Source organism: Streptomyces sp. NPDC003042 (genome assembly GCF_053591315.1).
Map to the genome: position 1 here is coordinate 15620 of NZ_JBSFTP010000067.1, position 25000 is coordinate 40619.

The window sequence follows — 25000 nt, forward strand, 5'->3', positions numbered from 1 at the left end:
TCAGCGCTCGCGCTCCAGTCTCATGATGGTCAAGGGTCCAGGCCCGGCGGGCCGCGCGGAGCGGCCGAACCGGGCGATGGTGGTGCCGACGAGGACGGCCTCCGCGCTGAGGTCCCGCCCGGACGTGGGGCACTCGCTCTCACGCACGCTCAGCTCCACGTCGTCCACCACCACCCCGTCCCCGCCGTGCTTGGCCGCATCGACGGCCAGTTGTTCGCGGGCCTCTTGGCGGACGTGGCCGATCAACTGGGTATAGCCGTCGACCTCCTGGTTCCCGGCGGTCCAGGGAATCAGGCGGGAGGCGCGCCAGTCGTCGTGCCGGATCTCCAGGCCGATACCGAAGGCCAGTCCGGTCGGCACCCATCCGGCGTGTACGAGCTTGGCGAAGTCCTGGCCGCTCAGGTGCGACGTGAAGGGCTGGCGCGGCCGGATGCGCGAGCGGGCCCGGACCGCGGTACCGAGCGCGGTGAACTCCAGACACTCCTGCGCGAACTCATCGACCCGCAGCTCCACCCCGACGATCCCGTCGCCGCCGAGCGCGCGGCACTCGGCCACCGCGCGGGCCAGCGCCAGCCTGCGCGCCGCGTACATCGTCCTCGCCAGCTGCGACAAGGACGACGCCCAGATCGAGGACGGCACCTTCGTGCCGCCTGTGACCGACCACGCGCCCGGGCAGCCCCAGACGCCGGTGTACCCGATGTTGAAGACGGCCGTGCCGACTACCTGCCCGACCGGCTCGAACCCGGCACCCTTGATCGCAGAGAACTCCTCGGACGACAGCGCCGAGTCCCAGGTATCACCGGCCCGGGGCCTTGCCGTCCCCCCGGCGGCGGGCCCCGCCGGACCGGCGTCTCGTCCGTGTGTCATCGACCCCTGTGCCATCGACCTCTCGGCTCACCGCGCGGATCGCGTGGCCATGCGGCAGCGTATGCCATCGGATGGATCAACGAAACGATCCTCCCCGCCTCCAACGACTCTTCCCGTCAAGGCCCTTGGGCCAGAGCGCCGTCACCACGCTCGGGCGGCGCAGCCCGGTCGGAGGGCACCACTGCGGCCCGCGCTACGTCCGGCCGGGCGCGAGGGTGATGTGCCAGTCGCCGGTGGAGTGGAGGTGGACAAGGGCGGGGCCGGTCAGGTGGGCCTGGCCGGTACAGGTGCCCTTGCCCGTGAGCAGGCGTTCGCCCGGCTCGAAGTCGTCCGTCAGCTCCTCGATGCGGAGGGTGCCGCCGCCGCGCTGGGAGATCCGGAGGGCGGCCCGGCCGTGCCAGTTCCTCCGGCCGCTGCCGCCGGAACAGTCCACGCCACGCACGACCCATGCCGCCGCCCCCACAATGCCCGTCCCCGCGTACCACGCGGCCCGCCGGCCCTGCGGCCCGCGTCCACGAGATCGTGGTAGAGGGCTGCCCGGTGACCGGCCGCCCCTCCAGAGCTCCGATCGGAGACAGGCCGAAGGCCGGACCGGGAACGCGTGACATGCGTCACGGCATACACGTCGGTGCGGCACGTCCCTCACAGGGCGTCACCCCGTCGACATTTCGATATTTGTCTGTTTTGGAATCGACATTCCCCTCTCCGGCGGGAAGAGAATCCGCGGTTCCGATGGACTCGCTCCCGACCGGCCTGGTCACAGCCTTTCCTGAATGCCCATCAGGCGGTTGCGGGAGTGACCGAATCGTGACCATGCACGATCACGGGCCCGTTTCAAGCCGGGCCTCGAATCCCCTGGGTGGATGGCCGGCGGAGACTTGCCAGGCCGTTGGGGGGCTTTTAAGAATGGCGGCTCCTCCGGCGCCTTGCGGTTCAGGCGCCGGAAGCTTCGCGATCACCGAATGAGGTCACGCATGCAGAAGCATCGGAAGAAGAAGCCCTTCAAGCGAATAGCCATCGCCGTCGGCGCTCTGGGAATCGTGGGTGTCCCCACTGCCGCCATGGCCTGCCTGGACACGGAGGACACCGGTCGCGTACGGGCCACGAGCCAGCAGGAGACGCGTCCGTGGGACAGCGTCCCCTCGGCGACCCCGAGCTCCGAGGCGCCCGTGGACGTCCAGCCCCCGAGCAGTCCCCCGGCCTCCTCTCCCAGCAGCCCCGCAGCGCCCGCGCAGCCGGTCGTACAGACGTCCCCACCCCCGCAGCAGCGGCCGCAGCCGCAAGCGCAGCCGACGAAGCCGCCGGCCGTCACCAAGAAGCCGCAGGCACCCGAGCCCCCGAAGACCTCGGCCCCGCCGGCCTCCGACGCCGCCGCCGCAGTCCTCTCCCTCGTCAACCAGGAGCGCGCCGCCGCCGGGTGCTCGGCCCTCACCCTCAACGCAAGGCTCACGAAGGCCGCGCAGGACCACAGCGAGGACATGGCCGACCACGGCAACATGTCCCACACGGGCTCCGACGGCTCCGACCCGGGCCTGCGCATCACCCGCGCCGGATACACGTGGAGCACGTACGGCGAGAACGTCGCCTACGGCTACAGCTCTCCCGAGAAGGTCATGGAGGGCTGGATGAACAGCCCCGGCCACAGGCAGAACATCCTGAACTGCTCCTTCAAGGAGATCGGCATCGGCCTGGCGCAGCCGAACCACTACTGGACGCAGGCCTTCGGCGCGGCGCGCTGACACCGCCGCCGGGCCCGTGACCACTCAGCCCCCGTAGAACAGCTCGTCGACGACCGCCCGCGCGCGGCGCGTCGTACGGCGGTAGTCGTCCAGCAGCTCGCCGACCCTGCCCTCCGGGTAGCCGAGGTAGCGGCCGACGGCGGCCAGTTCGCGGGCCTCGGACGGGAAGGTGTCCCCGGCGCGACCGCGGACCAGCATGACGGCGTTGCGGACCCGGGTGGCGAGCACCCAGGCCTCGTCGAGGATCGCCGCCTCCTCGGTCGGGATCAGTCCGGCGGCGTGGGCGGCGGCCAGCGCCTCGCGGGTACGGGTGGTGCGCAGGCCCGGTTCGGCCCAGGCGTGCCGCATCTGGATCAGTTGGACGGTCCACTCGACGTCGCTGAGGCCGCCGCGGCCGAGTTTGGTGTGCAGGGTCGGGTCGGCCCCGCGCGGCAGCCGCTCGGACTCCATCCGCGCCTTGAGCCGGCGGATCTCCCGTACGGCGTCCTCGCCCAGGCCCTCCACGGGGTAGCGCAGCGGGTCGATCAGGTCGATGAAGCGGCGGCCGAGCTCCTCGTCGCCGGCGACCGGCTCGGCGCGCAGCAGCGCCTGGCTCTCCCAGGTCAGGGACCAGCGGCGGTAGTAGGCGGCGTAGGAGGTCAGCGTGCGCACCAGCGGGCCGGAGCGGCCCTCGGGCCGCAGGTCGGCGTCGATGAGCAGCGGCGGGTCGGCGGTGGGCAGTTGGAGCAGCCTGCGCATCTCGGAGACGACGGTCTGGGCGGCCTTCGCGGCCTCCTGCTCGTCGACGCCCTCGCGGGCTTCGTGGACGAACAGGACGTCGGCGTCGGAGCCGTAGCCGAGCTCGTGCCCGCCGAAGCGGCCGACGCCGATGACGGCGAAGCGGGTGGGCAGGGTCTCGCCCCAGTGGGCGCGTACGGCGGCGCGCAGGGCTCCGGCGATGGTGGCGGCGGTGAGGTCGGAGACGGCTTTGCCGACGCGGTCGACGAGGGCGCCGGGGTCGGTCTCGGCCGGGCTGTCCTCCGTACCGTAGGAGGAGATGATGTCGGCGGCGGTGGTGCGGAAGAGCTCGCGGCGGCGCACGCCGCGGGCGGCCGTGACGGCGGCTTCGGCGCTGTCGGCGCGGCCGACGGCGGCGAGCACCTCCTGTTCGAGTGCCTCGTGCGTACGGGGCTCGAGGCCTTCGGGGTCGCCGAGCAGGGCGACGGCCTCGGGGGCGCGCATCAGCAGGTCGGGGGCGAGCCGGCCGGCGGAGAGCACGCGGGCGAGGTTCTCGGCGGCGGCGCCCTCGTCGCGCAGCAGCCGCAGGTACCAGGGGGTTTTGCCGAGGGCGTCGGAGACCTTGCGGAAGTTCAGCAGCCCGGCGTCCGGGTCGGCGGAGTCGGCGAACCAGCCGAGCAGGACGGGGAGCAGGGTGCGCTGGATGGCGGCCTTGCGGGTGACTCCGGAGGCCAGGGCTTCGAGGTGGCGCAGGGCGCTGGCCGGGTCGGCGTAGCCGAGGGCTTCGAGGCGCTGGCCGGCGGCGCGCGGGGAGAGCCGGGTCTCGCCGGGTGCCAGCTGGGCGACGGCGTCGAGGAGCGGCCGGTAGAAGATCTTCTCGTGCAGGCGGCGGACGACGGTGGCGTGCCGTTTCCAGGCTTTGTTGAGCTCGGCGACGGGTTCGGTGCGCAGGCCCATGGAGCGGCCGAGGCGGCGCAGGTCGTTCTCGTCCTCCGGGACCAGGTGGGTGCGGCGCAGCCGGTAGAGCTGGATGCGGTGCTCCATGGCGCGCAGGAAGCGGTACGCGTCGCTCAGCTGGGCGGCGTCGGCGCGGCCGACGTAGCCTCCGGCGGCGAGGGCCTGGAGGGCGTCGAGGGTGCTGCCGGAGTGCAGGGTGGCGTCGCTGCGGCCGTGTACGAGCTGGAGCAGCTGGACGGCGAACTCGACGTCGCGCAGGCCGCCGGGGCCGAGTTTGAGTTCGCGGTCCACCTGGGCGGCGGGGATGTTGTCGACGACGCGGCGGCGCATCTTCTGGACGTCGGCGACGAAGTTCTCGCGCTCGGCGGCCTGCCAGACCAGGGGGCTTATGGCGTCGATGTACTGGGCGCCGAGGGCGGGGTCGCCGGCCACGGCACGGGCCTTGAGCAGGGCCTGGAACTCCCAGGTCTTGGCCCAGCGCTGGTAGTAGGCGAGGTGGGAGGCGAGGGTGCGGACGAGGGGGCCGTTGCGGCCCTCCGGGCGGAGGTTGGCGTCGACGGGCCAGATGGTGCCCTCGACGGTGGTCTCGGAGCAGATCCGCATGAGGTGGGAGGCGAGCCGGGTGGCGGCCTGGACGGCTTTGCCCTCGTCGGCGCCGGGCGCCGCGTCGGCGACGAAGATGACGTCGACGTCGGAGACGTAGTTGAGCTCGTTGCCCCCGCACTTGCCCATCGCGATGACGGCGAGGCGGCACAGCACCGCGTCCTCGGGGGCGGCGGCGGTCGCCATCCGCAGGGCCGCGCGGAGGGTGGCGGTGGCGAGGTCGGCGAGTTCGGCGGCGGTCTGGGCGACGTCGGTCGTGCCGCAGACGTCGCGGGCGGCGATGGAGAGCAGGCAGCGGCGGTAGGACACGCGCAGGGCGACGGGGTCGTGGGCGTCGGCGAGGCCGCTCTCGAAGTCGGCGAGGCCGGGATGCAGGTCGGCGGCCTCGTAGGTGACCAGGGCGTGCCAGTCACGGGGGTGACGGGCAAGGTGGTCGCCGAGGGCTTCGGACGCGCCGAGCACACCGAGGAGGCGGTCGCGCAGCGGCTTGGCGCTGACGAGGGTGTCGAGGAGCCCGGCCAGCTCGCCCGGCGGCTGGGCCTCGGCGAGGCGTACGAGTCCCCGGAGTGCGAGGTCGGGGTCGGCGGTCGCGCCGAGGGCGTCGAGGAGGACCGGGTCGGTGCGTACGGCGGCCAGCGCGTCGCTGTCGAGGAGCCGGGCGGCGGCGGAGGGGTCGGTGAAGCCGCTGCGCAGCAGCCGGCTGAAGGTGCTGCTCCTGCGTCCCGGGACTGTCATCCCACCGCCTCCCGCGTGCGTCGCTGCCGGTGGCCTGGCCGGCCGTGTTGTGAGCCTAGCCGGAGCGAGCGCTGGACTCACGGGCACGCCCGGGGGCGGGGGTGGGCCGCAGGCCGAGGTCGTGGGCCGGGCCGGGCCGGGGCCAGCAGTTGGCCGAGCCGAGGCCAGCCGCCGGGGCCGGGGTCCGGGGCTGGGGCCGGGGGCGGGGGCCGGGCCGGGAACCGGGGGCCGGGGCCGCAGGGCAGGCCGAGCTCAGGGGGCCTGGCCCGCAGGCCGGGGCCGGGGTCGCAGGGCGCAGGCAGGGGCCGCAGGCCGAGGAAGGGCCACGGGCCTGGAGTCGAGGCCGCAAGCCAGGGCCGGGGCAGGCCGGGCCGGGGCCGCAGGCCGAAGTCAGAGGCCGGGGCGCAGGCCGGGCCGGGGGTCGCAGGGCGCAGGCAGGGGCCACAGGCCGAGGAAGGGCCACGGCCGAGAATCGAGGCCGCAGGCCGGGGCCGGGAGTCGCAGGCCGCAAGCCAGGGCCAGGGCCGGAGTCGCGGGCGGAGGGCCACGGCCGAGAGCCTGGCCGCCAGGCCGCGGGCCAGGGGGACGGGGGCCCCGGGGACGGGGGCGTAGGCCAGGGGGCGCCCGGTGGGGGCGCCGGGGGCTCCCCCACGTCCGTACCGCCGCGCTGAAGGGGGACGAGCGGGCGGCGGCGCGGGGGCACGTACTGGCGCACTCGTCGGCAGACGTCCCGCACGCGCACCCGGCGCCGTGGCAGCCGGTGGGCCCGCGCGGCACGGGCCCGCACAACGCACATGAGGCCCAATCAGGCGTTCAACAGCCCACAGCCGCACGCCCGTTGCCCGTCCGCCGGATGAACGACGTCCTTATGACGGGCCCCTGCCCATGCCCCGAACCGCACAAGGCACAATCACATCCGGTCGTTCGCGAAGAAAAACAGGAGCCATCGCACAGTCATCGCCGGAGCCATCGGGGAAATCGGTGAACCAAGTTCGCCGTATTGGCCTCCTTCTGACTGACTGACCGCCAGGGTTTCCGCCCGCGACGACCAAAAGGCGTGACCGATGCCCGATGCCCGCCGCCGCATCCGCCTCGCGGCCCTGCTCGCCGTGCTGACCGCCACCACCACCGGGGTCCTCGTCGTCGCCTCGGGCCGGGAGACGTCCGCGGGCGCCACCCAGGACAAGAACCAGCCCGTCGTTCGGCCCGTCAGCACCACCGCCGGTACGGTCGTCCAGATCGTCGCCCACCCCGACGACGACCTGTTCTTCATGAACCCCGACCTCAGCCGTTCCCTGCTGGCCGGCACCCAGGTCACCACCGCCTACCTCACCTCCGGCGAGGCCGACGGCCGCAACGAGGCCCGCGGCGGCGAGGCCAAGGACCCCGAGCAGCCCGCCGACCACGCCCACTACGCGGAGGCCCGGCAGAACGGCATACGCTCCGCGTACGCCCAGATGGCCACCGGCGACCGCACGAGCGCGTGGAAGCGTACGGTCATACCCACCGCGGGCGGCGGCAGCGCCGAGCTCGACGTCCTCGTCGCGAAGCCGCAGGTCAACCTGGTCTGGCTGCAACTGCGCGAGGCCCGCAGCCCGACCGGGAACAACCCGGACAGCCTGCGCGGCCTGTGGAACGGGAAGATACCCGCGCTCGGCGCCCAGCTGACCTCGGGCACCCCCGTCAAGGAGCCGTACGCGTACACCAAGGACCAGGTGATACAGGCGATAGCCGGGGTCCTGGAGCGGTACGGGCCGACGACGATACGGATGCAGGACCCGACGCCGGGCCGCTACGAGCACACCGGCAAGTACACCGACCACCAGGACCACATGTACGGGGCACGCTTCGTGCAGGCCGCGACCGAACGCTACGCCGAGGTCCAGGGCCGCCCCCACTTCACGCTCCAGAGCTACCTCGGCTACCACAACGGCAGCCTCCCCCACGCCCTGGACCCGCAGACCGCCGAGACGAAGACCGGCTACCTGCGGACGTACGCCTGGCAGGACCGCGCCGACCACTGCGGCAGCCCCTCGGGCTGCGGGGACCGCAAGGTGGCGGGCAGCCCCACCGGCCGCCACTGGGCCCAGTCCCTGCGCTACGCCCGCGCCGACCACACCTCCTGGCTCACCGAGGGAACCCCCGGCCGGCTCTGGGCCTTCTCCACCCTGGACGGCCGGATGGCCGTCTGGACCCGCGACCCGAACGGCACCTGGACGGGCCCGTCCCTGCTCCCCGGCACCGGCATCGACCCCGGCGCGACCACCGCCCGCTTCCCCGACGGCCGCATCGCGGTCCTCGCCACCCGCACGGTCCTCGGCTCCGGGCCGTCCGACTACCTGCGCGAGGTCGTGTACGCCGTCCAGTCCGCGCCCGGCGGCCCGTTCGGGGCGTGGCAGTCGCTCGGCACCCCCGAGGCGGGGGACGAGCCCGGCACCTCCGCGATCAGCGCCCCCTCGGCCTCGGTGGACGCCGGCGGCCTGCTCACCGTCCACGTCCGCGACGCCCGGCGCACGCTGCGCGCCCGCACCCAGCTGCCGTCGGGCGGCTTCACCGACTGGCAGCGCCTGGGCGGCGAGGACCTGCAGAGCGACCCGGTGGCGGTGGTCGACTCGGCCGGTCGGCGCCACGTCTACGCCACGACGGCGACCTCGGTCCTGGCCTGGACCCAGCCCGCCCCCGGCGCCCCGCTCGCCGGGCCGTTCCCCACCGCGCTCCCCGCCACCACGGTGCCCCTGACGGCGGTCCGGGACGGCGCGGGCATCCGCCTCTACTTCCGCCGCCCCGACTCGGGCGTGGTCCGCAGCGCCCTCGTCACGGCGGGCCCGGACGCCCCGCAGGTCTCCAGCGTCACGGAGTCCGGCGGCCGGGCCGGCTACGGCGCGGTCGGCGTCGCGGGCCGCCTCCTGACGGGGCGCGCGGACACCGGCACGATCAGCACCACCACCCTCGGCGGCCCGCCGGCCTGGACGGAGTCCCGGATGCTCTACGCGGGCGCCCCCTCGGCGGTCCAGGAACCCACGGGCGCCACCACCACGGCGGTCCTCGGCCTCGACGCCCAACTCCACACCACCACAACCCCCGCCACCCCCGCCACCCCCACCCCCCACCCGGCCTGGCACCCGGCAATCGCCCCGACCCCCTGACTTCGCCCGGCCTGCCCGCACTTGCCTGCGAGGGCAACTCCTTGTGGGTACGCGGAGTTGATGCAGTGATTTAGTAGCCATGGCTACTATAGCCATGTACCGTATTTTCCCATGAGCCCAACACCAGACGGCCCGTACGACGACTCGGCCCGCCCACCCGGTCCGACCCCTGGATTCCTCGTATGGCGGCTCTCGATGAAATGGCGGGTCGCCGTGGACCGGGCCCTCGCACCGCTCGGCCTCACCCACGCCCAGTACTCACTGCTCGCCTCCCTGCACGGCATGGCGGCCGACGGCGGTAGACCGAGTCAGCGGCGGCTCGCGGACCACACCGGGCTCGAACCCCTCTACGTGTCCAAACTCGTCCGCACGCTGGAGAGTTCGGGCCTGCTCGAACGCACCAAGGACCCTGAGGACAGCCGCGCGGTCCAGCTCGCACTCACACCGGGTGGCAGCGCGGCCACCGCCGAGGCGATCGGCGTGGTCCAGGAGCTCCTGGACCGACTGCTCACACCGCTCGGCGGGCTCGACGGCCGGCGCACCGGAGCCTTCACCCATGAACTGCGGACCCTGCTCGACGTACCCCTCGAACCCTCCCCGAAGGAGTCGTGACCATGTCCACTGCCACCACACCCAGCGTGAACGGCCAGGTCGTCGCTCTGGCGCACTACGCCACCAAAGCTGTCCTGGAGCAGGCGCTCGCCCCGGTGGGCCTCACCTACCTGCAGTCCTTGTCCTTGAACTTCACTTCGGCGCAAGGCGGTTCCGCGACCCGGGGAAGCATCGCCGGCAGACTGCGGGAAGCCCTGAAGATCGAGGAGGCGGCGGCCCTGGCTCCGGTGGCGGAACTGCTCGAGGCCGGACTGCTCGAGGCGACTGACGGGTCGGTCGTCCGCCTGACGGAACAGGGCCGGTCCCTGCAGGAGGAGACCAGCGGATACGGTGCGGCGATCGCCGCCCGTGTCTACGCCGGCTTCACCCCCGAGGAGCTGGCCACGGCCGGGCGCGTCCTGTCGGTCGTCACGGCCCGCGCCAACGCCGAACTGGCCGGCGAGCAGAGCCAGTAGTCCAGCCGCAGATCGTGATCTCGCCGGTAGGGGTGAGACGGCTCCGGGCCGGTGGTCGATGACCACCGGCCCGGAGTGTCGTGCGCGACCCGCAAGGGCTCTGACCTGGGGTTAGAGGACCGGGAGGTTCTTGCGGAGTTCGAAGGCCGTGACCTCCGAGCGGTACTCCTCCCACTCCTGCTTCTTGTTGCGCAGGAAGAAGTCGAAGACGTGTTCGCCGAGGGTTTCGGCGACCAGTTCGCTGCGCTCCATCAGGGTGATGGCCTCGCCGAGGTTCTGGGGGAGGGGTTCGATGCCCATCGCGCGGCGTTCGGCGTCGGACAGGGCCCAGACGTCGTCGTCGGCGCCGGCCGGGAGTTCGTAGCCCTCCTCGATGCCCTTGAGACCCGCCGCGAGGAGGACGGCGTACGTCAGGTACGGGTTGGCGCCGGAGTCGATCGAACGGACCTCGACGCGCGCGGAGCCCGTCTTGCCCGGCTTGTACATCGGGACGCGGATCAGGGCCGAGCGGTTGTTGTGGCCCCAGCAGATGTACGAGGGGGCCTCGCCGCCGGAGCCGGCGGTGCGGGAGGAGCCGCCCCAGATGCGCTTGTAGGAGTTGACCCACTGGTTGGTCACGGCCGCGGTCTCCGCGGCGTGCTTGAGGAGGCCCGCGATGAAGGAGCGGCCGACCTTGGAGAGCTGGTATTCGGCGCCCGACTCGTAGAAGGCGTTGCGGTCGCCCTCGAAGAGGGAGAGGTGGGTGTGCATGCCCGAGCCGGGGTATTCCGAGAAGGGCTTCGGCATGAAGGTGGCCTGGACTCCCTGCTCCAGTGCGACCTGCTTCATCACCAGGCGGAAGGTCATGATGTTGTCGGCCGTCGACAGCGCGTCGGCGTAGCGCAGGTCGATCTCCTGCTGGCCGGGCGCGCCCTCGTGGTGGCTGAACTCCACCGAGATGCCCATGGATTCGAGCATGGTGATCGCCTGGCGGCGGAAGTCCATGCCGACGTTCTGCGGAGTGTGGTCGAAGTAGCCGGAGTTGTCCGCCGGAACCGGCCGGGAGCCGTCGAGCGGCTTGTCCTTCAGCAGGAAGAACTCGATCTCCGGGTGGGTGTAGAAGGTGAAGCCCAGGTCGGAGGTCTTGGCCAGGATGCGCTTGAGGACGTAGCGCGGGTCCGCGAAGGACGGGGAGCCGTCCGGCATCAGGATGTCGCAGAACATCCGGGCGGTCCCGGGCGCCTCGGCGCGCCACGGCAGTATCTGGAAGGTGCTCGGGTCCGGCTTGGCGATCATGTCGGACTCGTAGACCCGGGCGAAGCCCTCGATCGCGGAGCCGTCGAAGCCGATTCCCTCGTCGAAGGCCTGCTCCAGCTCGGCGGGGGCGACCGCGACGGACTTGAGGAAGCCCAGTACGTCGGTGAACCACAGGCGCACGAAGCGGATGTCGCGCTCCTCGAGCGTCCGGAGGACGAATTCCTGCTGCTTGTCCATGCCTTCATCCTCACAGTTCAGACGGCCTGTGCACCACCGCATCGGGCGGTCGGGGGCACAGTCGGGCCGGCCCAGTATCGCCAGCGGTGGTTTCCGCCACATTACGCACCCCGGAAAGGTCATGACACCCCCGCACTGACCGGCCACCGGTCATGAGCATTACCATCTGCGCCCATGGGGGGCTGGGAGCACACGCGGAACGGGGGCCACGGCCGCCCGGTCCGCAGCGCTGCCGTTTGCCGGGCCGCCGCCCGCGGTGCCGCCGCCCGCGGTGCCGCCGCCCGCGGTGCCGCCGCCCGCAGCACTGCCGTCCGCCGGGCTGCCCTCCTCCTGCTGGTCGCCGTCGGAGTGGCGGCCGGCGTGGCCTTCCTCTGCGCGCGGCCCCCCGAGGCGCACGCGCCGGAGCCCGTTCGGGCGGCGCACGGCGCGCACGCCGTCTGCGTGTCCCCGTACGACCCGCCGGGCTGTTCGCCGATCTCCGACGTGACCCCGGCCGTGCTGCCCGCCCCGCCGCCCCTCGTGAGCGCGTCGGGGGCCTCGGCCGTGCCCGCCGCCCCCCGGGCGACCGCCGCGGGCCCCGTCCGGCCGCCCGGGACGCTCGCGCGCGCCCCTGACCTGTACGCCCTGCGGGTGCTGCGGACGTGACGCGTCCGGCGCCGCACCACGCACAGCAGCACCACCGGCTCCACCCACACCCCCCTCAGCAGAAGGAACCAGGGACCATGGCCAGCAAGGCGTCCGACAACCACTCCCGCCAGGCGCGCATAGCCGAGATGCGCCGCGCCGACAAAGCGCGCGACCGGCGTAACAAGATCATCGCGATCACCGCCTCCTCGGCGATCGTCGCCGGTCTGATCGGCTTCGGCGCCTGGGTGCTGATCGACCAGAAGCAGAAGGACAAGGCCGCGCAGGAGGCCCTCAAGGCGCCGGTGAACGGCGAGCAGACGTGGGACGCGAAGAACCTGGGCCGCAACCACGTCGAGACGCCGGTCAAGTACGAGATGAACCCGCCGGTCGGCGGCGACCACCACCTGCGCTGGATGAACTGCAACGGCGACGTCTACAAGAACCCGATCCCCGAGGTGAACGCCGTCCACTCGCTGGAGCACGGCGCGGTCTGGGTGACGTACAACGAGAAGGCCGCCCAGGGCGACCTCGACAAGCTCGCCGCGACCGTCGGCAAGACCCCGTACACGCTGATGAGCCCGGTCAAGGAGCAGACCGGCACGATCATGCTCAGCGCGTGGGGCAAGCAGCTGACCGTCGACAACGCGTCCGACCCCCGCGTGTCGCAGTTCTTCACCAAGTACGTCCAGGGCCCGCAGACCCCCGAACCGGGCGCGGCCTGCACCAGCGGGCTGGCCGACAAGTGACCGATCCCACCCGGACGACCGATCCCACCCGGACGACCTCTCCCACCCGTACGTACTGGGCCGCCGGCGCCGCCGTCGTCCTGGCCGTGCTGTTCGCGGTGGGGGCCACGGTCGCCACCGCGAGCGGCCCCGACGGCGGTGGCGATGGCGGTGGTTCCGGTACGTCGTCCCGTGCCCCGGCGCTCCACTCGCCGGACGCGGGCTTCGCCCGGGACATGGCCGTCCACCACCAGCAGGCGGTGGAGATGTCCTTCGTCGTCCGCGACCGCACCCAGGACGAGGCCGTCCGCAACCTGGCCTACGACATCGCCAACACCCAGGCCAACCAGCGCGGCATGCTGCTGGGCTGGCTGGACCTGTGGGGGCTGCCGAAGGTCGTGGCCGACGAGCCGCCGATGTCCTGGATGGGGACGGGCGGCGCGGAAGGCGCCGAAGGCGGGCACGACGGCCACGCGGGGCACGCCGCCAAGCCGGGGGCGCTCATGCCGGGCATGGCCTCCAAGGAGGAGATCGCGGCCCTTGCCGCCGCCGGTGGCCGGGGCGCGGAGGTGCTCTACCTCCAGCTGATGACCGACCACCACAAGGGCGGCGTCGCCATGGCCGAGGGCTGTGCGCGCGAATGCCGGACCCCGGCGGAGCGTGCACTGGCCCAGGGCATGGTCGACGCGCAGCAGTCGGAACTCACTCTGATGGCGGACATGCTCCGCTCGCGCGGGGCAGCGCCGCGCGGGTGACGCGATGCGCTCGTACGGTGGTGGGAGGGCGTCCTCGGATCCGCCTTCCGCCCCGTACGGGCGCGCGCTCCTGAGGACGCCACGGCGGACGCGTCCGCGCCCGCCGCGATCCAGCTCAGGGAGGTTGACACGATGACCACAGCCGGAGAGATCATGCACCCCGGAGCCCAGTGGATTCCGGCCACCGAGACCCTCGACCGGGCCGCCGAGCTGATGGACCAGCTCAATGTGGGCGCGCTGCCCATCAGCGACGCCAACGAACGGCTCTGCGGCATCCTGACCGACCGCGACATCGTGGTGGGCTGTGTGGCCAAGGGACTCGACCCCTCGCGGACCACGGCCGGTGACATGGCCCAGGGCACGCCACGCTGGGTCGACGCGGGCGCGGACGTCTCCGAGGTCCTGGAGGAGATGCAGAGCCACCAGATCAAGCGGCTGCCGGTGATCGAGAACAAGCGGCTGGTCGGCATGATCAGCGAGGCCGACCTGGCCAAGCACCTCTCGGACGGCCAGATAGCGCACTTCGTGGAGGCGGTCTACGCACGCGGCTGACCCGCGGCGCTGCCGACCGCCCGGGCCACCTGGTCCGGGCGGTCGAGCATGACCAGGTGTCCGGCGGGCTCGGCGACCTCGAAGCGGGCGCCGAGCCGGTCGGCGAGCGCCGCCTGCCGGCCGAGCCAGCGCAGGGCGGCCCGGCCCGCGGATCCGTCGTACCCGGCCAGGACCGTGGCGGGGGCGGCCAGCGGGTGCGTCAGGCGCAGGGCCAGGACCTCCGCGGCCATGTCGGGGTAGCGGGAGTTCTCCAGGAGCGCGCCGCGCCAGACCCGGCTCGTGCGGTAGCAGCGGCGTACGAGGTCCCGCGCGGCCGGGTCGGGCCCGCCGGTACGGGAGGCCCGTACGGCGCCGCGCCGGGCCGCGGGCCCCAGCGCCGCCGGGAGCCCGGCGGCGCTGACGGCGCGGCCGAGCACGCGGGCGGCGCCGGTGCGCAGCGCGGCGGGCAGGACCGGGCGGCCGAACGGACGGAAAGGAGTCTCCTCGACGCTGCCGTCGACCAGGACCAGCGCGGCGGTGCGCTGTGGGTACAGGCGGGCGAAGGCCTCGGCGTGGAACCCTGCGAGGGAGTGCCCGACGACGGTGACCGGACGGCTGCCCCGGCCCAGCGCGTCCAGCAGGGCGGCGATCCGGTGGGCCTCCCCGGCGGCGCTCGGGGGCCCGGCGGCCGGAGCGCTCAGCCCGTGCCCCGGGCGGTCGTAGCGGACCACGGTGCGGCCCCGGGCGGCGAGAAGGGCCGCGACGGGGTCCCAGTCGAACCAGGCCATGGCGAGTCCGGCGCCGAGTACGCACACCGGGCCGCTGCCCTCGACGACGACGTGCAGCGGGATCCCGCCCACCCGGACGAACCGGCCGGTGCCGCCGCTCACGTACGGCGTTCCCTGTGGACGGAAGCGGCGAGCAGCCCCAGCCAGAGCGCCACGAACAGCACTTGGAGGCGCTGCCCGGCGCCGAGGGCCCAGGTCCCGCGCCCGGCGGTGAACATCGCGACGGCGGTCAGCGTCCAGGCGGTGGCGAGCAGCTCCAGGACGACGAGGGCGGGGCCGTAGCGGGCCAGCGGCGCGAACCAGCCGTAGCGGCGGGCGGCGACGGTGAGGGCCACGATCCCGGTGAGCGCGCCGGTCATGGCGAGGCTGCTGCTGACGGCGTGGGCCTGGTGGGTGGCCGGGACCAGCCCCGCGGTCTCCCGGGAAGCGCACTCGGGGTCCGCGGTGGGCGCGCAGCTCAGCGGCAGCCAGGCGTCGGCGGCGGTGGCCGCGCCGAAGAGGGCGACACCTGCCCAGCCGGTGACGGCCCAGGCGCGGCGGGAACGCGCGTGGCGCACCAGCCGGACCAGGGCGAGCAGCCCACCGAGGAAGGCGAGCAGGCCGGCGGTGAAGTCGGTGGCCCGGAAGAGGCCGCCGAGCGGCTGGTCCTGGGCGGCGAGCTCGCTGACGTAGGTCTCGACGGGGTTGAGGCCGGTGGAGAGGACGACTTCGAGCACCCAGGCGGTGTAGGCGGCCGCGCCGAGGCCGACGAGGGCGGCGACGGGCCGGGCGCCGCGTGCCAGGCGGTGATCCCGCGCGGCCTTTCCGGCCGTGGGGACCATGGGGCTCATGGGGACCATTGTGTGCATAAGGTGACCAATCCTCAGGAGATCCGGGGCCGCTCCTCCGGCCGTCCGGTCGAGTTCCACGCCCGGGAAGACGCGACTACGGGCCGCCGCGTTGCCCGCACCCCTCCCCCGATTGCGCCAGACCACCCCATTTCAGGCCCGCCTGCGAGCGGGCCGAAAGCGCTTGGAGGGGACCGTGGAGCATGGCAGGCTGACGCACGCCCGCACGCCCGCACGCCCGCACGCCCGCACCCCAGCCACCCCGCACGCCCGCCACCCGCACTTCGGCCACCCCGCACCCCGGCCACACCGCACTCCCCAAGGACGCCGCCAGGTATGAGCACGCCCCCGAACCCGCCCAGCAGCCCCACCGGTCCGCCGACGGAGCCCGCGGGGACACCCATACCCGAGGCGGCCTCGGGACCGTCGCTGCGGAAGACTCCGGCGCCCGCCCCCGCCCCTGCGCCCCCGGCCGCCGAGCACAACCCCTTCGCACCGCCCTCCCCCGACGCGTCGCCCGCCCCGTCGGGTTTCGCGCCGCTGACCACCGCGCCCCCGGCGCGGCCCGCGCCCCCGGCCGGTGCGTACGGCGCCCCGGGCGCGCCCGCGAACCCGTGGGGCCGGCCCTCCGGTCCGGGGTACCCGGGCTACCCCGGCCAGCCCGGGTACCCCGGCTACCCCGGCGCCTATCCCGGCTATCCGGCTCCGACCCCGGACACCAACGGCATGGCCGTCGCCGCCCTGGTCCTCGGCATCGTGGCGGTCCCGGTGGCCTTCACCCCGCTGCTCTTCTGGATCGGCACCCTCATCGGCCTGACCGGCCTCGGCCTCGGAATCGCCGCACTGGTCCGCGCCCGGGCCGGCGCGCCCCGCAAGGGGATGGCGCTGGCGGGCACCATCCTCGGCGTGCTCAGCCTCGGCGCCTCGGTGGGCGGCTGGTTCCTCACCGTCGCCTTCATCGACAAGACGAAGAAGGAGATCGACCGCAGCGTCGAGGACTCGTACTGGGACGACGAGGAGGAGCCCTTCACCCTGCCCTCCCCACCGTCCTACAGCATGCCGCCGACGACTCCTTCCGAGGGGCCGGGCATGAGCACCCCGCTCGCCTTCGGCCAGACGTACACGTACCCCAACGGCATCAAGGTGAGCATGTCGGCGCCGAGGAAGTACGTCACGGCCAACAAGTACATGGACGTGGGCAACGCGGTGCAGGTGACGCTCACCATCACCAACACCACGGACAAGCGCCACAGCGTCGGCTACGCGATGCCCAGGGTCACGGACGACCAGGGCGACGCCGGCAAGCTCGTCTTCGACGGCCGGATGCCGAAGACGGTCACGGGCGTCATCGAGCCCGGCGGGTCCTCCACGGGCACCGTCGCCTTCGAGGTTCCCGAGGGCACGAAGAGCATCAGCGCCGAGGTGTCCCCCGGCGTGCTGCTGCCCGCCGCGAAGTTCAGCGGCCCCATTCGGTGACCCCGCCGGGCTGACCCCGCCAGGCTGACCCCGGCCGGCCGACACCGCCGGGCTGCCCCACCGGAAACCGCCGGAAAAGGCCGGGGCCCAGGACATCGCGTCAGAAAGACGATTACACTGGGCCCCGTGCCTCAACTTCGCCTCGCGCTGAATCAGATCGACTCGCACGTCGGCAACATCGCCGCCAACGCCGACTCGGTCGTCCACTGGACCCGGCACTCCGCCGAGCAGGGCGCCCATCTGGTGGCGTTTCCGGAGATGATGCTGACCGGGTACCCCGTCGAGGACCTCGCCCTGCGCGGCTCCTTCGTCGAGGCCTCCCGTACCGCACTGCGCGAACTCGCGGAGCGGCTGGCGGCCGAGGGCCTCGGTGAACTGCCGGTCGTCGTCGGCTACCTCGACCGCTCCGAGAGGGCCACGCCCCGGCTCGGCCGTCCGGCCGGCTCCCCGCAGAACGCGGCCGCCGTGCTGCACCGCGGCCAGGTCGTCCTGCGCTTCGCCAAGCACCACCTCCCCAACTACGGCGTCTTCGACGAGTTCCGGTACTTCGTACCGGGCGACACGCAGCCCGTGATCCGGGTGCGCGGGGTGGACGTGGCCCTGGCCATCTGCGAGGACCTCTGGCAGGACGGCGGCCGCGTCCCGGCCACCCGCGCCGCCGGGGCCGGGCTGCTGATCTCGGTCAACGCCTCCCCGTACGAGCGCAAGAAGGACGACCTGCGCCTCGAACTGGTCCGGAAGCGGGCCCAGGAGGCCGGCTGCACCCTCGCCTACGTGGCCATGATCGGCGGCCAGGACGAGCTGGTCTTCGACGGCGACTCGATCGTCGTGGACGCCGACGGCCAGGTCATCGCCCGCGCCCCGCAGTTCTCCGAGGGCTGCGTGCTGGTCGACCTCGACCTGCCCGCCGCCCGCGCCGACGCCCCCGGGGGCGTCGTGGACGACGGGCTGCGCATCGACCGCGTGATCCTGTCCGAGGAGCCGGTGGCGCCGTACGCGCCGGTCGTGACCGGCGGCGAGGCCGACCGGCTCGACGACGACGAGGAGATCTACGACGCGCTGGTCGTCGGCCTGCGCGCGTACGTCAAGAAGAACGGACTGCGCTCGGTCCTGATCGGGCTCTCCGGAGGCATCGACTCCGCGCTCGTCGCCGCCATCGCCTGCGACGCGATCGGCGCGCAGAACGTCTACGGCCTCTCCATGCCCTCGAAGTACTCCTCGGACCACTCCAAGGGCGACGCGGCCGATCTGGCCGAGCGGACCGGCCTGAACTTCCGGACCGTCCCGATCGAGCCGATGTTCGACGCGTACATGGGCGCGCTGGGCCTCACCGGCCTGGCCGAGGAGAACCTCCAGTCCCGGCTGCGCGGCACCATGCTGATGGCGGTCTCCAACCAGGAGGGCCACATCGTGCTGGCCCCGGGCAACAAGTCCGAGCTGGCCGTCGGCTACTCCACGCTCTACGGCGACTCGGTCGGCGCCTACGGCCCGATCAAGGACGTCTACAAGACGGACATCTTCCGGCTCGCGGAGTACCGCAACCGGGCCGCGGCCGAGCGCGGCGAGACCCCGCCGATCCCGGAGAACTCCATCGCGAAACCGCCGAGCGCCGAACTGCGCCCGGGCCAGGTGGACACGGACTCGCTGCCGGACTACCCGGTGCTCGACGCGATCCTGGCGCGGTACGTGGACCGGGACGAAGGCTTCGAGGCGATCGTCGAGGGCGGCTTCGACCGCGAGCTGGTCGCCAAGACCCTGCGCATGGTGGACATGGCCGAGTACAAGCGCCGCCAGTACCCGCCGGGCACGAAGATCTCGGGGAAGGGCTTCGGCAAGGACCGCCGGCTGCCGATCACGAACGGCTGGCGCGAGCACGCGTAGCCGCTGCGCTCGGCCCGCACGGGAAAGGGGCCTCGCCGCTGATGCGGCGAGGCCCCTTCACGCGTAGGACGCGGCGCGGTACGGCCTACTTCCTCACGGTCAGCCGCGCGGCGAGCGGCAGGTGGTCGCTGCCCGTGCGCGGCAGGGTCCAGGACGCCTCCGGCTTGACCCCGCGCACGAGGATCTGGTCGATCCGGGCCATCGGGAACTGGGCGGGCCAGCTGAAGCCGAAACCGTCGCCCGCCGCGCCCTGGGTGGAGCGCACCTGCGAGGTGACCTCGGACAGGGCGCGGTCGTTCATGGTGCCGTTGAGGTCGCCGAGCAGTATGACCTTCTTCAGCGGTTCGGCGGCGAGCGCGGCGCCCAGCGCGTCGGCGCTGTTGTCACGCTGGTTGGCGGTGAAACCGGCCTGGAGCTTGACCCTCACCGAGGGCAGGTGGGCGACGTAGACGCCGACCTCGCCGAAGGGGCCGGCCACGGTGGTGCGCATGGCGCGGGTCCAGCCCATCTTGATGTCGACGGGCCTGCTGGAGGTCAGCGGGTACTTGCTCCACACGCCGACCGTGCCCTCGACGGCGTGGTACTTGTACGTGCCGGCCAGGGCCTTCTCGTAGACGGGGACGACGCCCCCCTTGAGCTCGGTCAGGGCCAGCACGTCGGCTCCGGACTTGGCCACCGACTCGGCGGTGCCGCGCGGGTCGGCGTTGTCGGCGTCGACGTTGTGGGTGGCGACCATCAGATTGCCGCCGGAGCCCGACTTGTCGGTGACAAGCCCGCCGAAGAGGTTCACCCACACCACGGCCGTCAGCAGTATCGCGATCAGCGCGGTGGCGGACTTGCGGATGACGGCGACGACCAGCAGCACCGGCACGGCCAGGCCCAGCCAGGGCAGGAAGGTCTCGGTGAGGCTTCCCAGGTTGCCGACGTCGTTGGGCAGCTCGGCGTGCAGGACCATGACCAGGGAGACCAGCGCGGCCAGCACGGCGGTCACGATGCCGCGCTTCCAGATGCCCGGGTCGTGGCGCAGCTCGGCCAGCTCGGCCAGCCGGCGCCGGAGGCCGGGTCGGGAGGGCCCGGGCTCGGAGCCGCCGTTCCCCGTCTCCGTCATGTACGCCTGTGCCATGCCATGTCCTCGCTGCCGTGCTCGCGCTCCGTCCCCGCCCCTTGACCCTAGGCGATGTACGAAGCCTGCCATGCCGTCCGCTGCGGCCGTACGACCGGGAGGACGAACGGCCGTACGGCCGGGGTTCCGCTTGTCACGAAACGCGCACATTGGCTCGGGCGCGCCCGGAGACGGGCCGGGAGCGTGACGGACCGGTCGTCGCGCCACACCCTCGCCACTTCCGCACCGGGCCGTACGGGTGCCACCATGGTGGGTGAGTCCGGGGACGCCGTAAGGGTGCCTCGAGATGAACAAGGAGCCGTTGCAATGACGCATGCCGTTTCGCCTGCCCGCGAAGCCGCCTCCCCCACTCTCTACGGGGGCACGGGCACCCGGCGCATCACCGTCCGCGACCTCACTCTCGCCAAGGAGCGCGGCGAGAAGTGGCCCATGCTCACCGCCTACGACGCGATGACCGCGTCCGTCTTCGACGAGGCCGGCATCCCGGTCATGCTCGTCGGCGACTCGATGGGCAACTGTCACCTCGGCTACGAGACCACCGTCCCCGTGACGATGGACGAGATGACCCTGCTGTCAGCGGCCGTGGTACGGGGTACCAGCCGCGCCCTGATCATCGGCGACCTGCCGTTCGGCTCCTACCAGGAAGGCGCCGTGCAGGCGCTGCGCAGTGCGACCCGGCTGGTCAAGGAGGCCGGGGTCGGGGCGGTCAAGCTGGAGGGCGGCGAGCGCTCGCTGGCCCAGACCGAGCTGATCGTCCAGTCCGGCATCCCGGTCATGTCGCACCTGGGTCTGACCCCGCAGTCCGTGAACGCCATGGGCTACCGGGTGCAGGGTCGCGGCGACGAGGCGGCGCACCGGCTGTTGCGCGACGCGAAGGCGGCGCAGGACGCGGGAGCCTTCGCGGTGGTCCTGGAGCTGGTTCCGGCCGAGCTGGCCGCCGAGGTCACCCGGTCCCTGCACATTCCGACGGTCGGCATCGGCGCGGGCTCGGAGTGCGACGCGCAGGTGCTGGTGTGGACCGACATGATGGGTCTGACCGGCGGGAAGATGCCGCGGTTCGTGAAGCAGTACGCGAACCTGCGCGAGACCATGGGTGACGCGGCAAAGGCCTTCGCCGAGGACGTGGTCGGCGGAACGTTCCCGCAGGAGGAGCACGCCTTCCACTAGGGGTTCTCGGGTACTCCCCTACAGCCCGCCGACATGGGTGTCGGCGGGCTGTAGGGCTTCTGTCGGTCGTCTGTCGGAGCTTTGTCAGTGGCGGATGTTCCCATGGGGCACATGACGCGAAACGACAAGAATCCCAACGCCGTAGAGGTACGGGGGCTGGTCAAGCAATATGGCGGTCCCCAGGGAACACGAGCCCTCGACGGTGTGGACCTGGATGTCCGTGAGGGCACGGTCCTCGGGGTGCTCGGACCCAACGGCGCCGGCAAGACCACCCTGGTGCGCTGCCTGTCCACCCTGATCACTCCCGACGCCGGCACCGCGACGGTCGCCGGCTACGACGTGGTCCGCCAGCCCCGCCAGCTGCGCCGGACCATAGGCCTCACCGGCCAGTACGCCTCGGTCGACGAGAAGCTCTCCGGCTGGGAGAACCTCTACATGATCGGCCGGCTGCTGGACCTGTCCCGCAAGGACGCCCGCCGCCGTGCGGACGAGATGCTGGAGCGGTTCTCCCTGACCGAGGCCGCGAAGAAGGCCGTCATGAACTACTCCGGCGGCATGCGCCGCCGGCTCGACCTCGCCGCCTCGCTGATCGGCAACCCGGCCGTGCTCTACCTGGACGAGCCGACCACCGGTCTGGACCCCCGTACCCGCAACGAGGTGTGGGACGAGGTCCAGCGGCTGGTCGCCGAGGGGGCCACCGTCCTGCTCACCACCCAGTACATGGAGGAGGCCGAGCAGCTCGCGAGCGAGCTGACCGTCATCGACCGCGGCAAGGTCATCGCCAGCGGCAAGGTCGACGAGCTGAAGGCGCGCGTCGGCGGCCGCACCCTGAAGATCCGCCCCGTTTCCTCGTCGGACCTGCCGGGCATGGCCCGCTCGCTGGCCGAGGCCGGGCTCGACGGCGTGGCCGGCTCCCAGGCGGTGCCGGACGAGGGCGTGCTGCTGGTCCCGATCCTCAGCGACGAGCAGCTGACCGCCGTGGTCGGCCTGCTGGCGGGCCGCGGGTACGCGATCGCCGACCTCGGCACCTACCTGCCCAGCCTGGACGAGGTGTTCCTGTCCATCACCGGCCAGAAGCCCGCCGACGCCGGGGACTCCCTTCCCACCGAGCAGACCGAGGAGGTCGCGGCATGAGCACCGTAACCACGACGAAGCAGCCCGCCGATACGGCGCCCGCGCCCGCCGCGGCCCCGGCGGGAGCCGCGCCTCACGGCGAGGGCCGGATCGGCCTGCGGGCCAACCTGCGGCACATCGGCGCCCTGGTGCGCCGCAACGCCCTGCAGATCAAGCAGGACCCCGAGTCGATGTTCGACGTCCTGTTCATGCCGATCATCTTCACGCTGCTGTTCGTGTTCGTCTTCGGCGGCGCCGTCTCCGGCAAGGGCAACCAGGGCGAGTACGTCAGCTATCTGATCCCCGGCCTGATGGCCATGATGGGCATGAACATCGCCATGGCGGTGGGCACCGGGGTCAACGACGACTTCAAGAAGGGCGTGATGGACCGCTTCCGGTCCATGCCGATCGCCCGGTCGTCCGTCCTGCTCGCCAAGATCGTCGTCGAGGTCGGCCGGATGCTGGTCGCCATCGCGATCCTGCTCTGCGTGGGCTTCATCCTCGGCCTGTCGATCCGGGGCTCGGTTCTGGACCTGTTCCTCTCCATCGGCCTGTCGGTCGTCTTCGGCGCCTCCCTGATGTGGATCTTCATCCTGCTGGGCCTCACCATGAAGACCGCCCAGGCCGTGCAGGGCATGGCCATGCTGGTCCTGATGCCGCTGCAGTTCGGCAGCTCGATCTTCGCCAAGCCGTCCACCATGCCGGGCTGGCTGCAGGCCTTCACGGACTACAACCCGCTGTCCAACCTGGCCGACGCGGCCCGTGCCCTGATCAACGGAACCCCGGTCGGCAACTCGGTGTGGATGACCCTGGCCTGGTCCATCGCCATCACGGCGGTCACCATGCCGCTCGCGGTGCGCAAGTTCCGTCAGAAGACCTAAGCCCGCCCATGGACCTGACCCACGGCCCGGTCCGTTCCGGATCGCGTCCCGGACGGGCCCGGGCCGGTCGTCGGGTCAGATGAGGGCGGTGGCCTCCTCCAGGGTGAGGTCACCGCCTTCGGCGTACGCGGCCTCGTACGCGGTGTCACCCAGCGCGGCCCGCGTCAGCTCCTCGGCGAGGGCGGCGTCCGCGCGTTCCGTGGTCACCGGGACGTGCCCGGGGGGCAGATGGGCCCGGTAGGCGCCGAGCAGCCGCGCGGCGTCGTGCTCCCGCCCCGGGCCGCCCGGCGAGGCGAGGGCGACCGCCGCCGTCAGCAGGTAGACGGCGGGCAGCTGCGGGGCGACCATCAGCGCGAGCGGATCCATGGCCGAGTGCGTGGCCTCGCGGATCAGCGCCAGCGCGTCCTCGTGCTTGCCCTCCTGGTTGTCCAGCCAGGCCACCGTGGCCAGGAAGAACACGTCGAAGACCGCGTACGCGCCGAACGCGAACTCCTCGCGCAGCGACCGGAGCTGGGTGCGGGCCTCGCAGATCCGCCCGGTGCGGCCGAGGATGCCCGCGAGGAACAGCCGGGCGGCGGGCAGGGCCTCGTTGCCGTAATGCAGTTCGGTGGCGAGGACCTCCCTGAGGATCTCCTCGGCCTCCTCGATCCGGCCGTTCTCGGAGAGGGTCCCGGCCATCCGTACCCGCAGCACCGTCACGAACGCCTTGGCACCCAGGCGTTCGGCGTGCTCGATCGCGGCGCGGTAGTCCTGCCCGGCCAGGGCGTACTCGCCGCACTTCTCCCGGGACTCGGCGCGGGCGGACAGCGCCTCGGCGCAGCCCCAGTCGTCGCCGAGCGCACGGAAGAGGGCATGGCTCTCGTCGGCGTCGCGGGACGCGTCGCCGGCCCAGTCGGCGCGGTTGGCGAGGATGTTGGCACGGAGTTGGAGGGCGGAGGCGAGTTCCCAGCGGTAGCCGAGGTCGCGGGAGCTGTCCACGGACGCGTCCAGGACGCGCTGGAGCAGCGCGGCGTCGCCGGAGATCATGACGGCGTAGACCCAGAAATTGGCGGGGACCCGGCAGGTCTGCGGGAGTCCGGGGCGGTAGGCGGCGAGTATGCCGTCGATCTGGGTGCGGACCTCGGGGCTGTTCCAGTTGTCGTTGTTCTGGTCGCGGGCGACCAGCCGGATCATCTGGATGCCGCGCCAGCCCTCGGTGAGCAGTTCGCCGCTGTAGGGCGGCGGCGTGTCGACGATCCGCTCGTGGACGGGTTCGGCGGGGACGACCGGGGGCGCGAAGGGGTCGGGTCCGAGCGCCGCGGCGGCGTTCGACCAGTGCCGGGACTCGGTGCGCAGGTCGTGCGTGTACCAGTACCAGACGAGCGAGTGGACGAGGCACAGGACTTCCTGGGCGTCGCGGCCCGCGACGGCGCGGCGCAGGGCGGTACGGAGGTTCTCGTACTCGGTGGCGAGCCGCTCGGCGGCTGCCCGCTGGGTGTGGGAGCGCAGCAGGGGCTCGTGGGCGCGGGCGAGTTCGCGGTAGTGGACGAGGTGGCGGCGCTCGGTGGCCGCCCGGTCGCCGTCGGCCTCGGCGAGCCGCTCGGCAGCGTATTCGCCGACCGTCTCCAGGAGGCGGTAGCGCATGCCGGAGCCGTCGGGGGTGGCGACGACGAGGGATTTGTCGACGAGGGAGCCCAGGGTGTGGGCGACGTCGAGGCGGACTCCGTCTGCGCAGACCTCTTCGGCGGCGGCCAGGTCGCAGCCGCCCGCGAAGACGGACAGCCGGCGCAGGACGGTGCGCTCGTCCTCGTCGAGGAGGTCCC

21 protein-coding genes are annotated in these 25000 nt (G+C 72.7%); 13 read left to right on the forward strand and 8 right to left on the reverse strand.

Going from position 1 to position 25000, the window contains the following annotated elements:
• Window positions 1-867 (reverse strand): heavy metal-binding domain-containing protein, encoded by an 867-nt coding sequence (locus ACWDYJ_RS27235; RefSeq protein ID WP_451568225.1) that lies wholly within the window; start codon window positions 865-867, stop codon window positions 1-3.
• A gap of 193 nt (window positions 868-1060) precedes the next feature.
• Window positions 1061-1300 (reverse strand): hypothetical protein, encoded by a 240-nt coding sequence (locus ACWDYJ_RS27240; RefSeq protein ID WP_451568226.1) that lies wholly within the window; start codon window positions 1298-1300, stop codon window positions 1061-1063.
• Between the two features lie 541 nt (window positions 1301-1841).
• Here ACWDYJ_RS27240 and ACWDYJ_RS27245 point away from each other — a divergent pair.
• Complete coding sequence (locus ACWDYJ_RS27245) at window positions 1842-2606, forward strand: CAP domain-containing protein (RefSeq protein WP_451568227.1); 765 nt, start codon at window positions 1842-1844, stop codon at window positions 2604-2606.
• 24 nt (window positions 2607-2630) lie between these two features.
• Here ACWDYJ_RS27245 and ACWDYJ_RS27250 read toward each other — a convergent pair whose 3' ends face one another.
• Window positions 2631-5618, reverse strand: a complete 2988-nt coding sequence (locus ACWDYJ_RS27250; protein ID WP_451568228.1) for a bifunctional [glutamine synthetase] adenylyltransferase/[glutamine synthetase]-adenylyl-L-tyrosine phosphorylase — start codon at window positions 5616-5618, stop codon at window positions 2631-2633.
• Between the two features lie 1064 nt (window positions 5619-6682).
• On the opposite strand from ACWDYJ_RS27250, the gene ACWDYJ_RS27255 reads away from it, so the two are divergent.
• The 3 genes from ACWDYJ_RS27255 (at window position 6683) to ACWDYJ_RS27265 (ending at window position 9831) form a co-directional block, all read left to right on the forward strand.
• Window positions 6683-8764: a PIG-L family deacetylase gene (locus ACWDYJ_RS27255; RefSeq protein WP_451568229.1), complete on the forward strand. Its 2082-nt coding sequence runs from the start codon at window positions 6683-6685 to the stop codon at window positions 8762-8764.
• Between the two features lie 111 nt (window positions 8765-8875).
• Window positions 8876-9376 carry a MarR family winged helix-turn-helix transcriptional regulator gene (locus ACWDYJ_RS27260; RefSeq protein ID WP_451568230.1) on the forward strand — a complete coding sequence of 167 codons (501 nt, stop codon included), beginning with the start codon at window positions 8876-8878 and terminating at the stop codon, window positions 9374-9376.
• Window positions 9377-9378: 2 nt separating this feature from the next.
• Window positions 9379-9831: a MarR family transcriptional regulator gene (locus ACWDYJ_RS27265; RefSeq protein WP_451568231.1), complete on the forward strand. Its 453-nt coding sequence runs from the start codon at window positions 9379-9381 to the stop codon at window positions 9829-9831.
• Between the two features lie 111 nt (window positions 9832-9942).
• Here ACWDYJ_RS27265 and ACWDYJ_RS27270 read toward each other — a convergent pair whose 3' ends face one another.
• Complete coding sequence (locus ACWDYJ_RS27270; protein WP_451568232.1) at window positions 9943-11304, reverse strand: glutamine synthetase family protein; 1362 nt, start codon at window positions 11302-11304, stop codon at window positions 9943-9945.
• Between the two features lie 174 nt (window positions 11305-11478).
• Between ACWDYJ_RS27270 and ACWDYJ_RS27275 the strand changes: the two genes are divergently transcribed.
• The 4 genes from ACWDYJ_RS27275 to ACWDYJ_RS27290 all read left to right on the forward strand — a co-directional run bounded on the left by ACWDYJ_RS27275 (window position 11479) and on the right by ACWDYJ_RS27290 (window position 13963).
• Window positions 11479-11949: a hypothetical protein gene (locus ACWDYJ_RS27275; RefSeq protein ID WP_451568233.1), complete on the forward strand. Its 471-nt coding sequence runs from the start codon at window positions 11479-11481 to the stop codon at window positions 11947-11949.
• Between the two features lie 77 nt (window positions 11950-12026).
• Complete coding sequence (locus ACWDYJ_RS27280; RefSeq protein WP_451568234.1) at window positions 12027-12677, forward strand: DUF3105 domain-containing protein; 651 nt, start codon at window positions 12027-12029, stop codon at window positions 12675-12677.
• Window positions 12674-13411, forward strand: a complete 738-nt coding sequence (locus tag ACWDYJ_RS27285) for a DUF305 domain-containing protein (protein ID WP_451568235.1) — start codon at window positions 12674-12676, stop codon at window positions 13409-13411. Before ACWDYJ_RS27280 ends, ACWDYJ_RS27285 begins: the two co-directional genes overlap by 4 nt.
• A 132-nt stretch (window positions 13412-13543) precedes the next feature.
• Window positions 13544-13963: a CBS domain-containing protein gene (locus ACWDYJ_RS27290; RefSeq protein ID WP_451568236.1), complete on the forward strand. Its 420-nt coding sequence runs from the start codon at window positions 13544-13546 to the stop codon at window positions 13961-13963.
• Here ACWDYJ_RS27290 and ACWDYJ_RS27295 read toward each other — a convergent pair.
• Both ACWDYJ_RS27295 and ACWDYJ_RS27300 read right to left on the reverse strand, forming a co-directional pair.
• The gene (locus ACWDYJ_RS27295; protein ID WP_451568237.1) at window positions 13948-14832 is read right to left on the reverse strand and encodes an alpha/beta fold hydrolase; all 885 of its coding nucleotides are present in this window, start codon (window positions 14830-14832) and stop codon (window positions 13948-13950) included. The two genes, ACWDYJ_RS27290 and ACWDYJ_RS27295, sit on opposite strands and share 16 nt — an antisense overlap.
• Complete coding sequence (locus ACWDYJ_RS27300) at window positions 14829-15551, reverse strand: DUF998 domain-containing protein (RefSeq protein ID WP_451568246.1); 723 nt, start codon at window positions 15549-15551, stop codon at window positions 14829-14831. The genes ACWDYJ_RS27295 and ACWDYJ_RS27300 overlap by 4 nt, the downstream gene beginning before the upstream one ends.
• A gap of 342 nt (window positions 15552-15893) precedes the next feature.
• Between ACWDYJ_RS27300 and ACWDYJ_RS27305 the strand changes: the two genes are divergently transcribed.
• Together ACWDYJ_RS27305 and ACWDYJ_RS27310 are read left to right on the forward strand one after the other, a co-directional pair.
• Window positions 15894-17033 carry a DUF4190 domain-containing protein gene (locus ACWDYJ_RS27305; protein ID WP_451568238.1) on the forward strand — a complete coding sequence of 380 codons (1140 nt, stop codon included), beginning with the start codon at window positions 15894-15896 and terminating at the stop codon, window positions 17031-17033.
• Between the two features lie 126 nt (window positions 17034-17159).
• A complete protein-coding gene (locus ACWDYJ_RS27310; protein WP_451568239.1) occupies window positions 17160-18914 on the forward strand; it encodes an NAD+ synthase in 1755 nt (584 codons plus the stop codon).
• An 85-nt stretch (window positions 18915-18999) separates the two neighbouring features.
• Here ACWDYJ_RS27310 and ACWDYJ_RS27315 read toward each other — a convergent pair whose 3' ends face one another.
• On the reverse strand, window positions 19000-20037 hold the full coding sequence (locus ACWDYJ_RS27315; protein WP_451568240.1) for an endonuclease/exonuclease/phosphatase family protein: 1038 nt from the start codon (window positions 20035-20037) through the stop codon (window positions 19000-19002).
• Window positions 20038-20343: 306 nt separating this feature from the next.
• Between ACWDYJ_RS27315 and panB the strand changes: the two genes are divergently transcribed.
• The 3 genes from panB (at window position 20344) to ACWDYJ_RS27330 (ending at window position 23198) form a co-directional block, all read left to right on the forward strand.
• A complete protein-coding gene (gene panB, locus ACWDYJ_RS27320) occupies window positions 20344-21204 on the forward strand; it encodes a 3-methyl-2-oxobutanoate hydroxymethyltransferase (RefSeq protein ID WP_451568241.1) in 861 nt (286 codons plus the stop codon).
• Window positions 21205-21306: 102 nt separating this feature from the next.
• Window positions 21307-22338 carry an ATP-binding cassette domain-containing protein gene (locus ACWDYJ_RS27325; RefSeq protein WP_451568242.1) on the forward strand — a complete coding sequence of 344 codons (1032 nt, stop codon included), beginning with the start codon at window positions 21307-21309 and terminating at the stop codon, window positions 22336-22338.
• Window positions 22335-23198 (forward strand): ABC transporter permease, encoded by an 864-nt coding sequence (locus ACWDYJ_RS27330; protein WP_451568243.1) that lies wholly within the window; start codon window positions 22335-22337, stop codon window positions 23196-23198. The genes ACWDYJ_RS27325 and ACWDYJ_RS27330 overlap by 4 nt, the downstream gene beginning before the upstream one ends.
• 75 nt (window positions 23199-23273) lie before the next feature.
• Here the strand turns inward: ACWDYJ_RS27330 and ACWDYJ_RS27335 are convergent.
• On the reverse strand, window positions 23274-25000 hold a 1727-nt coding region (locus ACWDYJ_RS27335), incomplete at its 5' end, for an ATP-binding protein (RefSeq protein WP_451568244.1).